21 protein-coding genes are annotated in these 14,544 nt (G+C 70.3%); 13 read left to right on the forward strand and 8 right to left on the reverse strand.

From position 1 onward, the window contains the following. From K6I33_RS06250 to K6I33_RS06280, 7 genes are all read left to right on the forward strand, one after another. Nucleotides 1-771, forward strand: a 771-nt coding sequence (locus K6I33_RS06250) for a type II secretion system F family protein (RefSeq protein ID WP_229348671.1), incomplete at its 5' end; no start/stop codon positions are given. A 91-nt stretch (nt 772-862) separates the two neighbouring features. Next, nucleotides 863-1,750, forward strand: coding sequence for a DUF5936 domain-containing protein (locus tag K6I33_RS06255; protein WP_229348672.1), 888 nt, complete (start codon nt 863-865; stop codon nt 1,748-1,750). Between the two features lie 315 nt (nt 1,751-2,065). Beyond that, complete coding sequence (locus K6I33_RS06260) at nt 2,066-2,239, forward strand: Flp family type IVb pilin (RefSeq protein WP_229348673.1); 174 nt, start codon at nt 2,066-2,068, stop codon at nt 2,237-2,239. Next, on the forward strand, nt 2,236-2,904 hold the full coding sequence (locus K6I33_RS06265) for a pilus assembly protein TadG-related protein (protein ID WP_275126639.1): 669 nt from the start codon (nt 2,236-2,238) through the stop codon (nt 2,902-2,904). Before K6I33_RS06260 ends, K6I33_RS06265 begins: the two co-directional genes overlap by 4 nt. Nucleotides 2,905-2,960: 56 nt before the next feature. After that, entirely contained in the window at nt 2,961-3,530 is a 570-nt protein-coding gene (locus K6I33_RS06270) for a hypothetical protein (protein ID WP_229348675.1), read from the forward strand. Between the two features lie 5 nt (nt 3,531-3,535). Beyond that, nucleotides 3,536-4,153 carry an OmpA family protein gene (locus K6I33_RS06275; protein ID WP_374283571.1) on the forward strand — a complete coding sequence of 206 codons (618 nt, stop codon included), beginning with the start codon at nt 3,536-3,538 and terminating at the stop codon, nt 4,151-4,153. Nucleotides 4,154-4,424: 271 nt separating this feature from the next. Continuing rightward, nucleotides 4,425-5,087, forward strand: a complete 663-nt coding sequence (locus tag K6I33_RS06280) for a pentapeptide repeat-containing protein (protein WP_229348676.1) — start codon at nt 4,425-4,427, stop codon at nt 5,085-5,087. Between the two features lie 30 nt (nt 5,088-5,117). Here the strand turns inward: K6I33_RS06280 and K6I33_RS06285 are convergent, their stop codons facing one another. The 4 genes from K6I33_RS06285 to K6I33_RS06300 form a co-directional block, all read right to left on the reverse strand. Continuing rightward, nucleotides 5,118-5,579 carry a hypothetical protein gene (locus K6I33_RS06285; RefSeq protein ID WP_229348677.1) on the reverse strand — a complete coding sequence of 154 codons (462 nt, stop codon included), beginning with the start codon at nt 5,577-5,579 and terminating at the stop codon, nt 5,118-5,120. A gap of 156 nt (nt 5,580-5,735) precedes the next feature. Continuing rightward, nucleotides 5,736-5,927, reverse strand: coding sequence for a hypothetical protein (locus K6I33_RS06290; protein WP_229348678.1), 192 nt, complete (start codon nt 5,925-5,927; stop codon nt 5,736-5,738). 14 nt (nt 5,928-5,941) lie between these two features. Continuing rightward, the gene (locus K6I33_RS06295; RefSeq protein ID WP_229348679.1) at nt 5,942-6,133 is read right to left on the reverse strand and encodes a hypothetical protein; all 192 of its coding nucleotides are present in this window, start codon (nt 6,131-6,133) and stop codon (nt 5,942-5,944) included. 11 nt (nt 6,134-6,144) lie between these two features. Then, nucleotides 6,145-6,996 (reverse strand): Scr1 family TA system antitoxin-like transcriptional regulator, encoded by an 852-nt coding sequence (locus K6I33_RS06300; protein WP_229348680.1) that lies wholly within the window; start codon nt 6,994-6,996, stop codon nt 6,145-6,147. Nucleotides 6,997-7,263: 267 nt separating this feature from the next. Here K6I33_RS06300 and K6I33_RS06305 point away from each other — a divergent pair, with 267 nt between their 5' ends. Beyond that, the gene (locus tag K6I33_RS06305) at nt 7,264-7,785 is read left to right on the forward strand and encodes an ATP-binding protein (RefSeq protein ID WP_229348681.1); all 522 of its coding nucleotides are present in this window, start codon (nt 7,264-7,266) and stop codon (nt 7,783-7,785) included. Nucleotides 7,786-7,857: 72 nt separating this feature from the next. Here the strand turns inward: K6I33_RS06305 and K6I33_RS06310 are convergent, their stop codons facing one another. Further along, nucleotides 7,858-8,133: a hypothetical protein gene (locus K6I33_RS06310; protein ID WP_229348682.1), complete on the reverse strand. Its 276-nt coding sequence runs from the start codon at nt 8,131-8,133 to the stop codon at nt 7,858-7,860. Between the two features lie 151 nt (nt 8,134-8,284). Here K6I33_RS06310 and K6I33_RS06315 point away from each other — a divergent pair, with 151 nt between their 5' ends. Both K6I33_RS06315 and K6I33_RS06320 read left to right on the forward strand, forming a co-directional pair. Then, nucleotides 8,285-9,568: a hypothetical protein gene (locus tag K6I33_RS06315; protein WP_229348683.1), complete on the forward strand. Its 1,284-nt coding sequence runs from the start codon at nt 8,285-8,287 to the stop codon at nt 9,566-9,568. 85 nt (nt 9,569-9,653) lie between these two features. After that, a complete protein-coding gene (locus K6I33_RS06320; RefSeq protein ID WP_229348684.1) occupies nt 9,654-10,085 on the forward strand; it encodes a cupin domain-containing protein in 432 nt (143 codons plus the stop codon). 46 nt (nt 10,086-10,131) lie between these two features. On the opposite strand, the gene K6I33_RS06325 is transcribed toward K6I33_RS06320, so the two are convergent. Both K6I33_RS06325 and K6I33_RS06330 read right to left on the reverse strand, forming a co-directional pair. Next, nucleotides 10,132-11,142, reverse strand: coding sequence for an acetylserotonin O-methyltransferase (locus K6I33_RS06325; protein WP_229348685.1), 1,011 nt, complete (start codon nt 11,140-11,142; stop codon nt 10,132-10,134). Between the two features lie 137 nt (nt 11,143-11,279). Further along, the gene (locus K6I33_RS06330) at nt 11,280-11,648 is read right to left on the reverse strand and encodes a DUF192 domain-containing protein (protein WP_229348686.1); all 369 of its coding nucleotides are present in this window, start codon (nt 11,646-11,648) and stop codon (nt 11,280-11,282) included. 58 nt (nt 11,649-11,706) lie between these two features. Between K6I33_RS06330 and K6I33_RS06335 the strand changes: the two genes are divergently transcribed. Both K6I33_RS06335 and K6I33_RS06340 read left to right on the forward strand, forming a co-directional pair. Continuing rightward, the gene (locus K6I33_RS06335; protein WP_229348687.1) at nt 11,707-12,459 is read left to right on the forward strand and encodes an A24 family peptidase; all 753 of its coding nucleotides are present in this window, start codon (nt 11,707-11,709) and stop codon (nt 12,457-12,459) included. A gap of 46 nt (nt 12,460-12,505) precedes the next feature. Further along, nucleotides 12,506-13,348, forward strand: a complete 843-nt coding sequence (locus tag K6I33_RS06340; protein ID WP_229348688.1) for a cyclopropane-fatty-acyl-phospholipid synthase family protein — start codon at nt 12,506-12,508, stop codon at nt 13,346-13,348. A 21-nt stretch (nt 13,349-13,369) separates the two neighbouring features. Here K6I33_RS06340 and K6I33_RS06345 read toward each other — a convergent pair whose 3' ends face one another. Further along, complete coding sequence (locus K6I33_RS06345) at nt 13,370-14,086, reverse strand: TetR/AcrR family transcriptional regulator (RefSeq protein WP_229348689.1); 717 nt, start codon at nt 14,084-14,086, stop codon at nt 13,370-13,372. A 95-nt stretch (nt 14,087-14,181) separates the two neighbouring features. Between K6I33_RS06345 and K6I33_RS06350 the strand changes: the two genes are divergently transcribed. Then, nucleotides 14,182-14,517: a darcynin family protein gene (locus K6I33_RS06350; protein WP_229348690.1), complete on the forward strand. Its 336-nt coding sequence runs from the start codon at nt 14,182-14,184 to the stop codon at nt 14,515-14,517. Nucleotides 14,518-14,544: the final 27 nt, after the last annotated feature.

Genomic DNA, 14,544 nt, shown 5'->3' on the forward strand with positions numbered 1-14,544 from the left:
CGCCTGGACCGGTGGCTGCGCGCCACCCGCCCCGGCAGGCGGCTGGAGTGGGAGATCGCGGCGACCGGACTGGACGTCACCGTGGGCGAGTTCGCCGCGACGACCGTCGGCGCGGCGGCCGGGCTGTGGATCGCCGCCGGGCTGCTCCTCGCGCCGTTCTTCGGGCCGCTGGCGGCCGCCGTCGCCATCTGGTCCTCCCACGCCTTCCTGGTGTGGCAGCGGCGCAAACGCACCGAGAAGTTCATCGGCCAGCTGCCCGAGCTCTCCCGGATCCTCGCCAACGCCACCCAGGCCGGGCTCGCCCTGCGCACGGCCCTCGGCATGGCGGCCGAGGAGATGGAGGCCCCGGCGGGCGAGGAACTCGCCAAGGTCGCCGACCGGCTCGCCGTCGGCCACTCCATCGACGACGCCCTCGGCGAGCTCGCCCGGCGGCTGCCCTCCCGCGAACTGGTGGTGCTCGTGACCACGCTCGTCCTCTCCCATCGCGCGGGCGGCACGGTCGTCAGCTCCCTGCGCAATCTCACGACCACCCTCGAAGAGCGCAAGGAGACCCGGCGCGAGGTGCGGACACAGCTCTCGCAGGTGACGGTGACGGCCTACGTCGTACCGCTGATGGGTATCGGGACGTTGCTGCTGATGGACCGCATCGCACCCGGATCGCTGGACCGGATGACGGGAAGCTGGCTGGGGCAGGCCGCGGTCGTGGCGGCCTTCTGCCTCTACGGAGTGGGGTTCTTCCTCATCCGCAGGATGTCGAGGATCGACGTATGAGCCGGGCCGGGGACGCGGGGAGACGCGTGAGCCGGGCCCGGGACGCGGGGAGACGTGTGAGCCGGGCCCGGGACGTGGGGAGATGAGCGGCATGGGAATCCTGCTGGCGCTGCTGGCCGGCGCGTCCGTCGTGGGCGCCTGCCACGGCATCGCGCTCGTCCGCAGCGAGGCCAAGCTGCCTCCCGACCTCGTCCTGGCCCTCGAGGTCGGCTCGACGCGCACCACGGCCGTCGGCTCGGCCGTCGACCGGCTCGGCATGCGCTACGCGCCGCTGGTGCTCCGCCTGATGGGCGAGAAGCGCGTCACGGCCGTACGGCGCCGCATCGACCGGGCCGGCAACCCGGGCGGCCTGACCGTCGACCGCTACGCGGCCCGCCGCGCCGTCTACGGCATCCTCGGCTTCGTCGGCGCGCTGGTGATGCTGGCCAAGGGCCAGGCCCTGCTCGCCCTGCTGATGGTCGCCTTCGGCCTGTTCTGGATCGAGGTCGGCATCCGGGTCGCCGTACGGGAGCGCCGGGCCGCCATCGAACGGACCCTGCCGGACTTCCTCGACGTCCTCGCCGTCGTCGTGAGCGCGGGCCTGAGCTTCCGGCAGGCGCTCGACCGCGTGGCCGAGCACTACGAGGGACCGTGGGCGGACGAACTGCGGATCGTGCTGCGCCAGCTGGACATGGGCGTCGCCCGCCGCCAGGCCTTCGACGAACTGCGCAAGCGCAATGACTCCGAACAGGTCGCCCAGTTCGTCACCGCCCTCCAGCAGGGCGAGGAACTGGGCACACCCATCGCCGACACCCTGATCGGCATCGCCAAGGACATGCGCCGCACGGACGCCCAGCTGGCCCGGCGGAGAGCGGCCAGGGCGGTGCCCAAGGCGACGATGGTCATCACGACGTTCATGGTCCCGGGCACGGTGATCCTGCTGATCGCGGGGTTCTTCCTGGGCTCGGGCACGGATTTCGGCTCCATCACGGGGGAGTGAGGGCCAATGAGGTGCATCACCACCTGTGAGAGGAGAACCACCACCATGACGCACGCCTCGCAGCACATACACATATCCCCGCACCACGCCGCCCCTTGCTCCGAGCCGGCAGGGACTTATCCCGCCGGGGCTTACACACTGAGTGAGTTGAGGGAAGACCGTGAAGGACCTTCGCGGCTGCAATCGGATATGGGACAGTCGTCGGCGTCGACGTCCGAAGGCATCGCCGCCGAGCGGGGGTGAGGCAGATGGTGTCCCAACTTCCCGGTGAGGGAAGGGAACGGGTCCGTACGGAGATCTCCCGAGGAGGAGAACATGAGGGTCAAGGGAATCCAGCGGCTGTCGGCCGACGACCGGGGACAGACCTCGGTCGAGTACCTGGGCATCATCGCCGTGGTCGTCGCCATCATCCTCGTCCTGACGACGACGGACTTCGGCACGATGATCGCGACGGCGATCACCAACCAGATCAGCCGCATCACGGGCTGAACGACGCGGGTCAGGCCTTCCCCCTCTACATCACGGCCGTGGCGGCCCTGCTCTTCCTCGCGCTCGCCTTCTTCGCCGTCGGCCGGGCGGGCGCGGTCAAGAACGCCGCCCAGACCGCCGCCGACGCGGCCGCCCTGGCCGCCGCCCAGGACTACCGGGACCAGCTCCGTACGGGCTTCCTGCTGGCGGTGGGCACGGGCGGCGGGGCGGGTACGGCCGGTACAGGCACCTGGGCCGACTGGCTGGCGGGCCGGGGCGCCCGGGACGGCCGGGCCTGCGAGGCGGCGGAGTCGTACGCGGGTCTGAACGGCGCCCAGCGGGGGATCACTTGTGAGCCGGGCGGTGAGCCGGGTTCGTTCACGGTCACGGTCACGTCGGAGCGGACGGTGGGGGAGTCCGTCGTCCCCGGTACGGGCGACAAGCACGCGAAGGCGACGGCGAAGGCGACGGTGACCCCGCGCTGCGACGCGAAGCCGGCACCACCGGCACCACCCCCCACACCCGCACCCACGCCAACGCCAACGCCAACACCAATGGCTTCCCCGTCCCCGCCCCCGGTCGTCGACCTCACCTGCGACGGCGGGAAGGTGCTGGTGATCGACCCCAGGCGTCCCGGGGCGACGGTGAGGGCCACGGACCTGTTCGCCGTGCGCCTCGCCGAGTGACCCCCACCGACCGGACCCCGACCGGACCCCCACCGACCAGTGAAGGAACGGCACCCATGAGCTTTCGTATTGCAGGTGCGGCCCTTGTGGTCGTCATATCCCTCGCCCTGACGGGCTGCGGAGGTGAGGGGAACGATGACGGAAAGAAGACGATCGACCTGAACGCGGCGAGAGGCTCCGGCGCCGCGCAGAATTCGTCGGGAGCGTCGGAGGAGCCCGTGTCGTCGGGCGGCGCGAAGCTCGGCGAGATCAAGGGCCCGGACGGCGTGGTCGTCACCCTCACGTCGGCCGTCCGTGACAAGGGCGGCTTCGTCACCGTGAACGGAGCGGTCGCCAACCGGGGCAGCAAGCCGTACACCCCGCTGACCTGGCGTTCGAAGGAGACGGAGATGAAGTCCCAGTCGTCGGTCTCGGGCGCCTCGCTCATCGACTCGGCGGGGAAGAAGCGCTACCTCGTCCTGCGTGACACGGACGGCGAGTGCCTGTGCACCACGGGCCTCGTCAACATCCGTCCCGGCGAGAGCCGCCCCGTCTTCGCCCAGTTCCCGGCACCGCCCGCGTCCGTGACGGACGTGGACTTCCAGCTTCCGACGATGCCATCCGTCCGGATCAGGATCTCGGGGTGAGGACCATGACTCCGGCAGCGTTTCCCCTAGGGGGATTGGTGGCCGCGACGCTGGCTTTCGCTGTCGCGATGCCGGGCCCGGCGACGGGGAACGCGTACGCGGACGCCGGCCCGGGCCGGCAGGCGAATACGACGCCGCCGGTGAGGACCGACCCCACGGCCCCGGGCCTCAAGCTCCGGCCGGGCAGGAAGCTCGCCCCGGGGCGCGTCCTCGACATCAAGTCGGTCGTCGAGACGGACGACGGCGGCGAGCGCCGCGAGGACACCAACGTGGACGTCACCTTCGCCCTCCAGGCGGAGGTCATCTTCGACAAGGACAGCGCCGACCTGGGCGACGCCGCCCGCGCCCGCATCCGCGCGATCGCGGACGAGGTGAAGAAGCAGAAGGCCACGGCCCTGCGCGTCTTCGGCTTCACGGACAACCTCGGCGACGCCGACCACGGCGTCTCCCTCAGCAAGGAGCGCGCCAACATGGTCCAGCGGGAGCTGGCCAAGGACCTGGGCTCGGCGTCGATCCAGTACGAGATCCGCGGCTACGGCGAGCAGTACCCGATCGCCGACAACGGCACGGAGGACGGGCGGCGGAAGAACCGCCGGGTGGAGGTGAGCTTCCCCAGGAAGTAGGAACGTGCCTGGGACGGCCCGTGGGCGGGGCCCGTGGATATGGCGTTCACGGGGCGGAGCGCAAAATCGATTTCAGGGAACTGTTTCTCCGGACGGCGCTGGGGCATAGGGACAGCAGCTTGATCGAACGCCCCTTTTCATACCTTTTGTATGCATTCTGGGGCGTCGCTCGGTCCACTTACGGCGTGATTCTTCGCGCTCGCGCCGATTGGGCAAAACGCGCGATCGGCGCCAGCATGGGGGCCTTCCCCCGCCGTCCCGGAAGGAACCCATGCGAGTCCGCGCCCCCCGTGACCTGGCCGCCCTGCCGTACGCGCACCACCTCGAGCCCTTCACCGGTGAGCTGCTCGAACAGGCGGGCACTTATGAATGGCTGCACTTCGACGGCTCCGCCTTCCAGGACGCGGAAGCGGGCAGTTCCCTCTTCAGCCAGTCGGCCTTCTCCTCGGCCGCCTTCGAGCGCGGTCGCCTGCGGCGTTCCCGGTTCGACGAGGTGTGGCTGCACTCCGTCCGCATGGTCGGCACCAACCTCGCGGAGACCACCTGGCTGGACAGCGAGTGCACCGCCGGCGTCTTCGCCGGAACGGAGATCCACGGTGGCGAGATGCGCCGCGTCGTCTTCCACCAGTGCAAATTCGACTCGGTCAACCTGCGCGCGACCGCGCTGAGGGACGTCGCCTTCGTCGACTGCCTCCTGCGCGACGTGGACTTCGGCGGGGCGACGCTGACCGACGTCAGCTTCCCCGGCTCGACCCTGGACCGGGCACGGTTCGACAAGGCGACGCTGACCAGGGTCGACCTGCGCGAGGCCACCGCGCTGGGCATCGCCTCCGGGATCGGGTCCCTGAACGGCGCGACGATCAGCACGGCCCAGCTCTTCGACCTGGCCCCGGCCCTGGCACAACACATCGGCCTCACCGTGAAGGACCGCTGACGGCCGACCGGCGGCATGAAGCCCTGGTGGTCAGCTGGACTTGTTGTCGTTGATCCAGTCGTCGTTGTCCTGCCAGGCGTAGAGGGTGTTGCCGTCGGTGTAGGCGTAGTACAGCCCGCAGCGGGCCTGCGCGAGACCGGTTTCCTTGCCGGGGAACCAGGACGCGGAGAGGTTCGGCTCCTTCGCCCGGGTGCTGGAGGGGAGGGCCGTGCACTCCGCAGGGAGCTTGCCGGTGGGGAGCGTGGCCTTGAGGAGACGGTCGCCGCCGGTGGTCTTCATCGCGTACCGGATCTCACGGGCGTCGTCGGGCAGCCAGCGCGGCACCGACGCGCGGCCGGCCTTGGCCTCGGCCCCCGTCGTGTACTGGGACGACTGGTCGTGGCGGCCCTCGTACCAGTCCTTGGCGGCAGGTATGGCGGCCGCCGCGCCGACGGAGGCGAGGGCGACGATGGCGACGCCGGCGGCGGCGCCGGCAGCGAGCTTGGTCTTCATGGGGGGCGGGCCCTTCGGATCGGAGTCGGTCGGAGTCGGTCGGAATATCCGATTCCAGTATTCGGGCCGTCCCCGGCCTCCCGGGTCCCTCCGAGGCACGGTCCTGCCGTCAGACCACGGGAGGACCGCCCCTAGGGGACGCGGGCCGTGGGCTCCTCAGAGGAGGTGGTCGGCCTTGCCCGCCTTGATGACGCGGATCAGGGCGCGGAGCGCTTCGCGGGTGTCGGTGAGGTAGACGTTTTCGGCGCCGGCGACGCCGATGTAGGCGTTGCTGGCGCTGTCAGTGCCGATGCGGAAGCAGGCGCTGCCTTCGCCGCAGAACGGGGCTTCCCAGTGGATGTCGGGCATGCGACGTGGGCTCCTCAGAGGAGGTGGTCGGCCTTGCCCGCCTTGATCTCGCGGATCAGGGCGCGGAGCGCTTCGCGGGTGTCGGTGAGGTAGCGGTCTTCGGCGCCGGACACGGCGATGTAGGCCCGGCCCTGGTCGTCGGTGCCTATTCGGAAGCAGTTGTTACCTTCGCCGCAGTATGCGGCTTCCCAAGTGATGTGGTTCATGGACGTGCTCCTCACAGGTCGCGTGTGATACGTCGAATGAAGTCCCGGGACCTGGCAGGGGTCAGCGCAGCGCCATCCATCCAGTCGAGGTGCGCACGGCACTTCGCGAGTTGTGCTTCTGCGTACAGGAATTCCGGGCCATGGGCTTGGTCGAGCTGGACGGTGTCGAGCTGGGGCACCGGTCCCTCGGCGTACAAGGTGGCGTGTCCGGCGCCTGGGAGCGCTCCCGCTTCGACGGGGAGTACGCGCAGAACGGTGTCATCGCGCTCGGAGGCGCTGAGCAGGTAGTTCAGCTGGTCTTTGGCCACCTTCTTGCCGCCGAACTGCATGCGTAGCGCTGCTTCGTGGATGTAGCCCACGTACTCAAGGGGCTTGTCACGTTGGAAGATTTGCTGCCGTTCCATCCGATGAGCCACACGAAGCTCGACCTCCAGCCTTGGCAGACGCGGAAGCACCGCCTCGAAGATCGCTCGTGCGTACTCCTCGGTCTGGAGGAGTCCGGGGAGGTGCATGACCTGTGAAGTGCGTACCCGTGCGGCGTGCCACTCCAACTCCGCGATGTCCAGCAAACCGGCTGGCAGAGCTCCTCGGAACCGCTCCCACCAGCCGCGCTCACGATCTGCGGCCATGGCCTCAAGGGCGGCCATGTAGTCCTGGTCGGAGCACGCGTAGTTGCAGACCAAGGTTCTCAGCCGATCGGGCGTGATGACCCGCACGCCGGACTCGATGTTGGAGATCTTCGTGCGGTCGATGCCTAGCAATCCGGCTGCGTAGTCAGTGGAAAGGCCCGCTGCCATACGCATTTTGCGCAGCTCGGCGCCCAGCCGCTTCTGCCGTTCAGTGGGTGTCTTCCTGGGTGGCATGGTCCATTCCTACAGCGCCCCGATGTGGGCGCGTTCGCGATTGTCATCACCTCACCCGTTAGGGGTAATAGCCACCTTCGGTGTGGCACGCGTGCCACGCGCCTCGTTAGCTTCGGTAGTGCACCGCGAAAGCCCGGCGCCAGCCGGAAGCGCATCACGCGTGGCGTGCCCGAACCCTCCGTCCCTGGGAGGGGTGTGCCCGCGTCAGGGAGACAAGCCACTGGCAGCGCGCCGCTGCAACCCACTCCACCCCACACGGGAGTCGCCATGCCATTCGCCAGCCTCTGCCCAACCGTCACCCCGAACCCAACGGACCCGTCCGACCACCTGAGCGCCGCCCCCGCCACCCGCACCCCGGAAAGCCTCGCGTACAGCTACGCCATCCCGGGCGAACCACATGCCGCCGCGATCGCACGCACGAGCGTGCACAACGCGCTCGCCGCGCACGGGCTGACGGATCTCCTGCCGCCCGCGCTCCAGGCGACCGGCGAACTCGTCGCGTGCGCCGCGCTGTTCGAGCCCGGACAGGTGCTGTACCTGTCCGTGGGCTGGCAGCAGGAGGGGGTGCGGATCGTCGTGTGGGATCCGCACACGCGGCACGCCGACACGGACAGTTCCGCGAAGTGTGCCGCGCGGCGCAACAAGATGCTCTATCTCCTCGCGTGCGTGGTGCACGAGTGCAAGGGGAGCTGGGGCGTGATCCGCCCGGCCCCGGCGCGGGAGGGCACCCGGGTGTGGGTGAACCTCCCGCGCCAAGGGGCAGCCGACTACGCGATGGCGCTCTTCTGAAGAGACACGCGCCGCACGTTCAGGGTCGGTTCACCGGTGCGCGGTGAGCCGGCCCTGGGCGGCGCCGGTCCGTCAGAAGTGGTGGGACACGTTGCGGTCGGCCGCATCGCACTGGGCGGCGCGCTTCTTGAGGGCGTCGGCCTGGGCGATGGTGCGGCGGGCGGCCTCGCGCTGGCCGGCGCGCTTCTGGCGTGCGGCCTTGTCGTACAGGACGTCGGCGTCGTGACGAAGCTTCGCGATGTCGCAGGTGGTGGAGGAGGCCGCCTGGGCGGTGGGGGCGGTGACTAGGGCGGCACCGGTGCCGGCCATCACGGCGGTCAGGACAAGTGCGGAAATGCGACGACGCATGGGTTTCCTTACCGAGAGATACGGATCATTCCAGCCATGTGGATGGCCGGAACTGATCGTTCACCGTATACGAGTTGGAGCGGTCGCGCGCACGCGGGATGGCAGGGCAGGATGGGGCCTCCCGAGCGGGTAGCGGTGAGGGAGGCGGGACATGAGGGGCGGGTTCGTCGTGATGGCGACGGCGTTCGGAGTGCTCGTCGGGGCTGCCGGGAAGGCGGGTGCGGCCGGGGCGGCTGACGGGCCGGAGGGGCCGGCCGCGTACCGGATGGCTCCGGGGGCGATCGTTGTGCAGGGGGCCGAAAACAGCGCTGATCGCGGTCCTGAGCTGAGGGCGGGGGCGAGTACGTACACCGACGGCATCAAGCCGAAGGAAACGAAGTACTACACGGTCGAATTGGACGGTCAGTCGAGCGCGTACGTGTCGGCGGTGGCGGTGCCGAGGCCGGGGAGTGCGATGGGGTTGCGGGACGGGATCGACGTCTCGTTACAGGCGCCGGACGGCACGCAGTGCGGGACGGTCCGGCACCGGTCGTTCCTGTCGGCCGGGGGCGCGTACCCCGTCGCGGACTACGCGGAACGCGTGGTGAAGCCGGGTGCGGCGTGCGCGGCGCCGGGCTCGTACCGGTTCGTCGTGGAGCGGGGGGACGCGCTGGGCGGGGACGCCTCGGCCGTGCCGATCGAGCTGAAGTACGTGGCGGAGCCGCCGCAACGGACGGAATCGACCGATACGTTGTCCGCTCCCGGCGCGTGGAGCTCGCAGGCGCCGTCGAAACCGCCGCAGGGCGCGGCGGAGGGCGTCACGGGCGGGACGGGGTTCAACGACGCGGCCGAACTCCGCCCGGGGATGTGGCGCGACGAGCTCCGGCCCGGGGACACACGGTTCTACCGCGTGTCGGTCGACGCGGGCGAACAGCTCTTCGCGGACGCGGAGTTCGGGGGAGCGGACGGGGGCGGTCCGATGGTGATCGGTGGCGTACGGCTGGGGCTGAACAACGCCGCACGCGGCTTCGTCATGAACAAGACCACCGGCTACCAGGGCAAACCGGCCACCGTCGCACTGGCCACGCCCCCGGCGGCGTACGGCGGTGGGGGCGGTGGCGAGGCCGTCAGGGGCATGCGCTTCGCGGGCTGGTACTACCTTCAGGTGAGCCTGAGCCCGAAGGTGCGACAGGGGTCGCATGGTGGGGGTGTGCCGGTCACGTTGCGGGTCGATGTCGCGGGCGCGCGCAAGGCCGACCAGGGCACCGGACGGCCGCAGGGGAACGGCGGCGGCCATCCGGGCGGCGGGGGCGGCGTCGGCGGGGAACTGGTCGCCTCGGCCGGAACCGGCCCGCGCAACGAGCGGCTGCGGACGATCGGCTATGTGGGGATCGGCACGGGGACGACGTTGCTGCTGGGCCTCGGGGTGTGGACGTTCCTGGCGCGCCGGCGCTAGCACTCCAGGGGCGGATCCGTCCTTCGCTTCATGAAGGTCGGCGCGAAGTGATCAGGTGTCACGGGTGGGCTGTTGTACTGCGCGCATGGCTGATCACAAGCAGTGCGCGGTGGTGCGCACCGGGCAGTACGAGGGAATCCAGGGCGGGACGTTCGGGACCGGTATCAGCGCCCAGTCGGCCGGGGCCGAGGGGCTGTGTCTTCACCGGCTGGTGATGCCCGCCGGTACCAGAGGGCGGCCTCATCTGCATGAGGGTCATGAATCGGCCATCTTCATCCAGTCGGGGCAGGTCGAGGTGTGGCACGGTGAGGGCCTGGCCGAGCATGTGGTGCTGCGGGCGGGCGACTACCTCTACATCCCGGCCGACACGCCGCACATGCCGGTGAACACCGGGACCGAGGACATGGTGTGCCTGGTCGCGCGTACCGATCCGGACGAGCAGGAGGGAGTCCGGCTGCTGGACCTGCCGGCCTGGCTGGCGGCGCAGGTCGACCTGCTGCCGGTCGGAGCCGGCTGATCAGTGCGCCTCGGACGGCGGGCGCCCACCGTCCGACGCGCGGGTGTCACTTCCTGCCGATCACCATCGACTCGGGCCCGGCCAGGTGCCGCACGTGGCTCTCGCGGAATCCGGCGTCGGCCAGCCAGCCCCGGCAGTCGGCGCCGGTGTACTCGAAGCCTCCGGGGGTCTCCAGGAGCATGGTGAGGCTCATGAGCAGGCCGTCGACGTTCTCCCGGCGGTCGTCGTCGAGGAGCGTCTCGTAGATGACGACGATGCCGCCGTCCGGCAGCGCTTCGTGGGCCTTGCGCAGCAGCGTGCGGGGGATGGGCAGGGCCCAGTTGCTCAGGACGTGACCAAAGATGAGCACGTCCGCTTGGGGCAGCGGTTCGGTGAAGAAGTCCCCGGTGCGGAAGACGAGCCGGTCGGCGAGACCGGACTCCGCGAGGCGTCGCTGGAAGCCGGGGGCGGCGACGGCCAGGTCGAAGCCGGTGCCCCGGAGGTGCGGGTGGCGGCGGAGCAACTCGGTCAGCAGGAAGCCCTCGGCGCAGCCGATGTCGGCGACCGTGCGGTAGGGGGACCAGTCGACCGCGTCGACCAGGGCGAGGACGGAGCCCATGGACAGCCCCGTCATGGCCTGCTGGAAGGAGGCGAGGCGCTCGGGGTCGGCGTAGAGGGTGGCGTACATGTCCTCGTCACCGGACTTGATCTCGTTCTGGGGCTCGCCCGTGCGCAGTGCCGTTTCGAGCCGCCCCCAGATCTCGTACATCCTGGCATCGCTCATCTCAAGCAGAGCGCCGAGGTAAGTGGGATTGCCGCGGACAAGGTAGCGGGCGGTGGCGGGGGTGTTGGCGTACGTACCATCGACGCGCTCCAGGAGGCCGAGGGCGACGAGGGTGTCGAGGAAGTCGTGCGTGGAACGCGGGTGGAGGGACAGCCGGGCGCGTAGTTCGTCGGCGGTGAGCGGACGGTCGGCCAGCTCGGTGAAGAGGCCGAGGGTGGTGGCGGTGAGCAGGACCTTCGAGGTCATGAAGCCGGAGGCGATCCGCAGGAGGGCGTCGGGAGACGTGGCGCTCATGGTGCTCCTCGCAGGACGGGTACGGAGGAGGGCGTGCCGGATAATTCCGTAATACCCGCTGTGTCGCCGATCCAGGCTCCGGGGTAGACGCCGATCCGGGCGCCGAACGCTACGACAGGCCGTGGTGAGCGGAGAGGTCAAGCGGGCGGGAGGACTTCGAGGCGCGCGCCCGGGGCCACTCCCCACTCCGCCATCGCGCCCGCAGTGCTCTCCAGGACATGGCGGGCCCTGATCCGGGGGAGCCCGAGGCGCCCGGGACGCATGGTGCGGACGGTGAGCACGGTGAGGTGGCGGTCGAGATACGCCACGTCGATGGGGAAGCGCATGCGCCAGGTGTGAACCCCTGAGGCGGGGGTGAGGAGGAGGGCGCCCTCGAAGGGCTCGAAGGATTCACGGCCGAGGAGGCCACGCGTCCGGGCCCGGTAGGAGGCGGCGATCTCCAGCGGTGTGATCATCCCACTGGAAACGACGTGGAGTTGGGCGAAACCGTCCTGGTGGCGGGCCATGCGCCAAGGTTATCCACAGGCCCCGGCGAGAATCGGCGATCGTACGTAACCTCGGGGCATGAACGCTGTGTTGATCGTCGTTGCCGCTGTGTATGGCGCCCTCGCCGGGGTGTTGACGCGGCGCGCGCGGTTCCGGCTGGCCGTGGAGCCGGGGGAGGAGTGGCGGTCCACGGGCCCGTGCGGGCATGCCGTCGGCGGCTGGGTGGGCCCGGCGCGCTGCGGCGTGTGCGGGGGGAGGTACGGGCCGGGCGCGCCGGCACCGCCGTGGTGGCCGGCGGTCATGACGGCGGCTATGACGGCGGTGGTGTGCGGCGGCCTCGCGGCGGCGGTCGGGATACGGCCCGAGCTGGTCGTATGGCTGCTCGCGGTGCCCGTGGGGGTGGCGCTGGCAGGTGTGGACCGGCAGGTGCGCCGCCTGCCGGACGTCCTGACCCTGCCCCTGGCGGCGGGGACGGCGCTCCTGCTGGGGGCGGCCTCGCTGATACCGGGCGCGGCGGGCTCCTGGACCCACGCCCTCCTGGGCGGGCTGGCCCTGGGCGGCGGCTATCTCGCGCTGTTCCTCCTCCACCCGAGCGGCATGGGATTCGGCGACGTGAAACTCGCCGCGGGCCTGGGCTGCGCCCTCGGCTGGTACGGGTGGTGGGTCCTGCTGCTGGGCGCCTTCGCGGGCCTGCTCCTCGCCTCCTGCTACGGCAACGCCCTGCGCCTCATCCGGCGCTTGCCCCGGGGCGCGTCCATACCCCTGGGCCCGTTCCTGATCGTGGGGGCGTGGGTGGGCGTACTGGCGGGCGCGCTGCGGGCCGGGGGATAACTGGGGCTAGAGGTAAGGGAATCAAGGGAATCAAAGGAGGTCGAGCATGACTGTCAGGGACCCGAAGGCGAATGCCGAGACGATCGGTGAGATGTACGACCAGGGCAGCGAGATGCTGGGCGCCCTCATGGGCGGCAGTCTCCACTACGGCTACTGGGAAGGGCCCGACGACGACGCCTCGATGGAGGAGGCGTCCGAGCGGATGACCGACCTGATGATCGGCAAGTTAAAGGTCGGGGCGGGACAGCGCGTGATCGACGTCGGCTGCGGGACGGGCCGTCCTGCCCTGCGCCTCGCGCGGGCGACGGGCGCGGAGGTCGTCGGCGTCACCATCAGCCATGAGCAGGTGCGGCTGGCGACGCTGGCGGCCGAGGCCGAAGGGCTCGGGGAACGGGTGACGTTCCGGCACGGTGATGCCGCGAGCCTGCCCTTCGACCCGGAATCCTTCGACGCGGCCTGGCTGTTCGAGAGCCTGATCCATATGGCCGACCCCCAGCGGGTGCTCAAGTGCGTGGCCGCCACGCTGCGGCCGGGCGGTCGGCTCGCCATCGCCAACATCGTTCAGAGCGCCCCGGTTCCCGAGGAACGACGGGCCGGCCTGGAGGACTACTTCCGGATGACGGGCATCGTCTCGTTCGCTCCCCTCGCGGAGTACCCCGGGCTGATCGAGGACAGCGGGCTCGTCGTCGAGGAGGTCGTCGACGTGTCCGGCCACGCCGTGCCCGGGACGGTCCGCAATGTGTCCGAGCGGCTCGGGCAGGTGGCGATACCCGACGTCCCGGAGACGGCGGCCGCGAGCGAGGTGCTGCGGAACGCCCGCGCCGTCGCCGACGCCTTCGCCTCGACGCCCGGCATCGGTTACGCGATCGTCGTCGCCTCGAAGCCCTGACGGCCGTCGTGACAGCCGTGATCAGTCGGCGGCGGCGCCCAGCGTGGCGAGGATGTCGTCGAGGGCGTGCTCGAAGAGCGGTTCCGGGTCGGTGAGGGCGAAGTCGAGGTGGCCGAAGACCTCCACGGCGACCGTCCCGTACAGCCGGGTCCAGCAGGCGACGAAGACGTAGATGACCTCCAGGGGCACGGGTTCGCCGGAGAGGTGTTCACGCACCTCCTCCAGCTGTTCCACCCAGGCGGGGTCGAGGCCGGTGGGCGGGTGGACGCCGCCGTCCTGCCACAGCCGCACCATGAGGTCGAGGATCACGCCGCCGAAGCGCCAGCCGGAGTCGTGGGCGACGGTGCCGGGTGTGGTGTCGGCGTCCACGACCGGCTTGGCGAACAGCAGACCGAACTCACGGGGGTGGTCCAGGGCCCAGCGGCGCAGTTCACGGCACACCTCGCGCAGTCGCGGCCCGGGCCCGGCGGCCGGGTTGCGGTCGCGGGCCGCGGCCAGGGCGGCGGCCAGCTCGTCGTAGAGGGACGAGGTCAGTGCCTGGATCAGGTCGCGGTGGCCGGCGTAGTAGCGGTACAGGCCGGGTGCGGTCATGCCCATCTCGCGGGCGATGGCCCGCAGTGTGACGGCCCCCGGCCCCTCCTCGACCAGCAGCCGCCGCCCGGTGCGCAGGATCTCCGCCAGCGCCTCCTCGCGCACCCGGTGACGGCGGCCGGTACGGGTTCCCGCGGTGCTGGACATGGGGCTCGGCCCGCCTTCCCTTGACAAAGTTAACGCCTATCACTTTACCTTTCCCTCGAAAGTTAACGCTGTTAGCAAATGCTCGGGGGAGTCCCATGAAGTACGGCATCGTCCTCACCTACACGGTCACCGAGCGGTGGCTGACGCTGTCGCGCGAGGAGCGCAACGCGATGCGCGAGACGCATCTGGAGCCGGTCTTCGCCGCCTACGCCGACCGGGTCCGGGCCCGCTTCTTCGACGCGGAGGCGTTCAACGGCCGTTTCTCGGACTTCGTCGTGCTGGAGACCGAGGACCTGGGCGCGTACTACTTCCTGATCGAGGCCCTGCGCGACACGCCGGTCATCGCCGAGGGGTACCTGACCTTCGGTGAGATCTTCCTGGGGGTCGAGGACGGCTTCCAGCGGTACGAGCGGGCCCTGGCCGATGCGTGACACACCGATGCGTGACACACCGATGCG

This window comes from Streptomyces sp. UNOB3_S3 (genome assembly GCF_020740895.1).
Lineage (GTDB): Bacteria > Actinomycetota > Actinomycetes > Streptomycetales > Streptomycetaceae > Streptomyces.

Bases quoted from the DNA above. Each gene is read 5' to 3' on its own strand.
- K6I33_RS06255 (WP_229348672.1), top strand. From the start codon at position 863: ATGGGAATCCTGCTGGCGCTGCTGGCCGGCGCGTCCGTCGTGGGCGCC.
- K6I33_RS06260 (WP_229348673.1), top strand. From the start codon at position 2,066: ATGAGGGTCAAGGGAATCCAGCGGCTGTCGGCCGACGACCGGGGACAG.
- K6I33_RS06270 (WP_229348675.1), top strand. From the start codon at position 2,961: ATGAGCTTTCGTATTGCAGGTGCGGCCCTTGTGGTCGTCATATCCCTC.
- K6I33_RS06275 (WP_374283571.1), top strand. From the start codon at position 3,536: ATGACTCCGGCAGCGTTTCCCCTAGGGGGATTGGTGGCCGCGACGCTG.
- K6I33_RS06280 (WP_229348676.1), top strand. From the start codon at position 4,425: ATGCGAGTCCGCGCCCCCCGTGACCTGGCCGCCCTGCCGTACGCGCAC.
- K6I33_RS06285 (WP_229348677.1), bottom strand. From the start codon at position 5,579: ATGAAGACCAAGCTCGCTGCCGGCGCCGCCGCCGGCGTCGCCATCGTC.
- K6I33_RS06290 (WP_229348678.1), bottom strand. From the start codon at position 5,927: ATGCCCGACATCCACTGGGAAGCCCCGTTCTGCGGCGAAGGCAGCGCC.
- K6I33_RS06295 (WP_229348679.1), bottom strand. From the start codon at position 6,133: ATGAACCACATCACTTGGGAAGCCGCATACTGCGGCGAAGGTAACAAC.
- K6I33_RS06300 (WP_229348680.1), bottom strand. From the start codon at position 6,996: ATGCCACCCAGGAAGACACCCACTGAACGGCAGAAGCGGCTGGGCGCC.
- K6I33_RS06305 (WP_229348681.1), top strand. From the start codon at position 7,264: ATGCCATTCGCCAGCCTCTGCCCAACCGTCACCCCGAACCCAACGGAC.
- K6I33_RS06310 (WP_229348682.1), bottom strand. From the start codon at position 8,133: ATGCGTCGTCGCATTTCCGCACTTGTCCTGACCGCCGTGATGGCCGGC.
- K6I33_RS06315 (WP_229348683.1), top strand. From the start codon at position 8,285: ATGAGGGGCGGGTTCGTCGTGATGGCGACGGCGTTCGGAGTGCTCGTC.
- K6I33_RS06320 (WP_229348684.1), top strand. From the start codon at position 9,654: ATGGCTGATCACAAGCAGTGCGCGGTGGTGCGCACCGGGCAGTACGAG.
- K6I33_RS06325 (WP_229348685.1), bottom strand. From the start codon at position 11,142: ATGAGCGCCACGTCTCCCGACGCCCTCCTGCGGATCGCCTCCGGCTTC.
- K6I33_RS06330 (WP_229348686.1), bottom strand. From the start codon at position 11,648: ATGGCCCGCCACCAGGACGGTTTCGCCCAACTCCACGTCGTTTCCAGT.
- K6I33_RS06335 (WP_229348687.1), top strand. From the start codon at position 11,707: ATGAACGCTGTGTTGATCGTCGTTGCCGCTGTGTATGGCGCCCTCGCC.
- K6I33_RS06340 (WP_229348688.1), top strand. From the start codon at position 12,506: ATGACTGTCAGGGACCCGAAGGCGAATGCCGAGACGATCGGTGAGATG.
- K6I33_RS06345 (WP_229348689.1), bottom strand. From the start codon at position 14,086: ATGTCCAGCACCGCGGGAACCCGTACCGGCCGCCGTCACCGGGTGCGC.
- K6I33_RS06350 (WP_229348690.1), top strand. From the start codon at position 14,182: ATGAAGTACGGCATCGTCCTCACCTACACGGTCACCGAGCGGTGGCTG.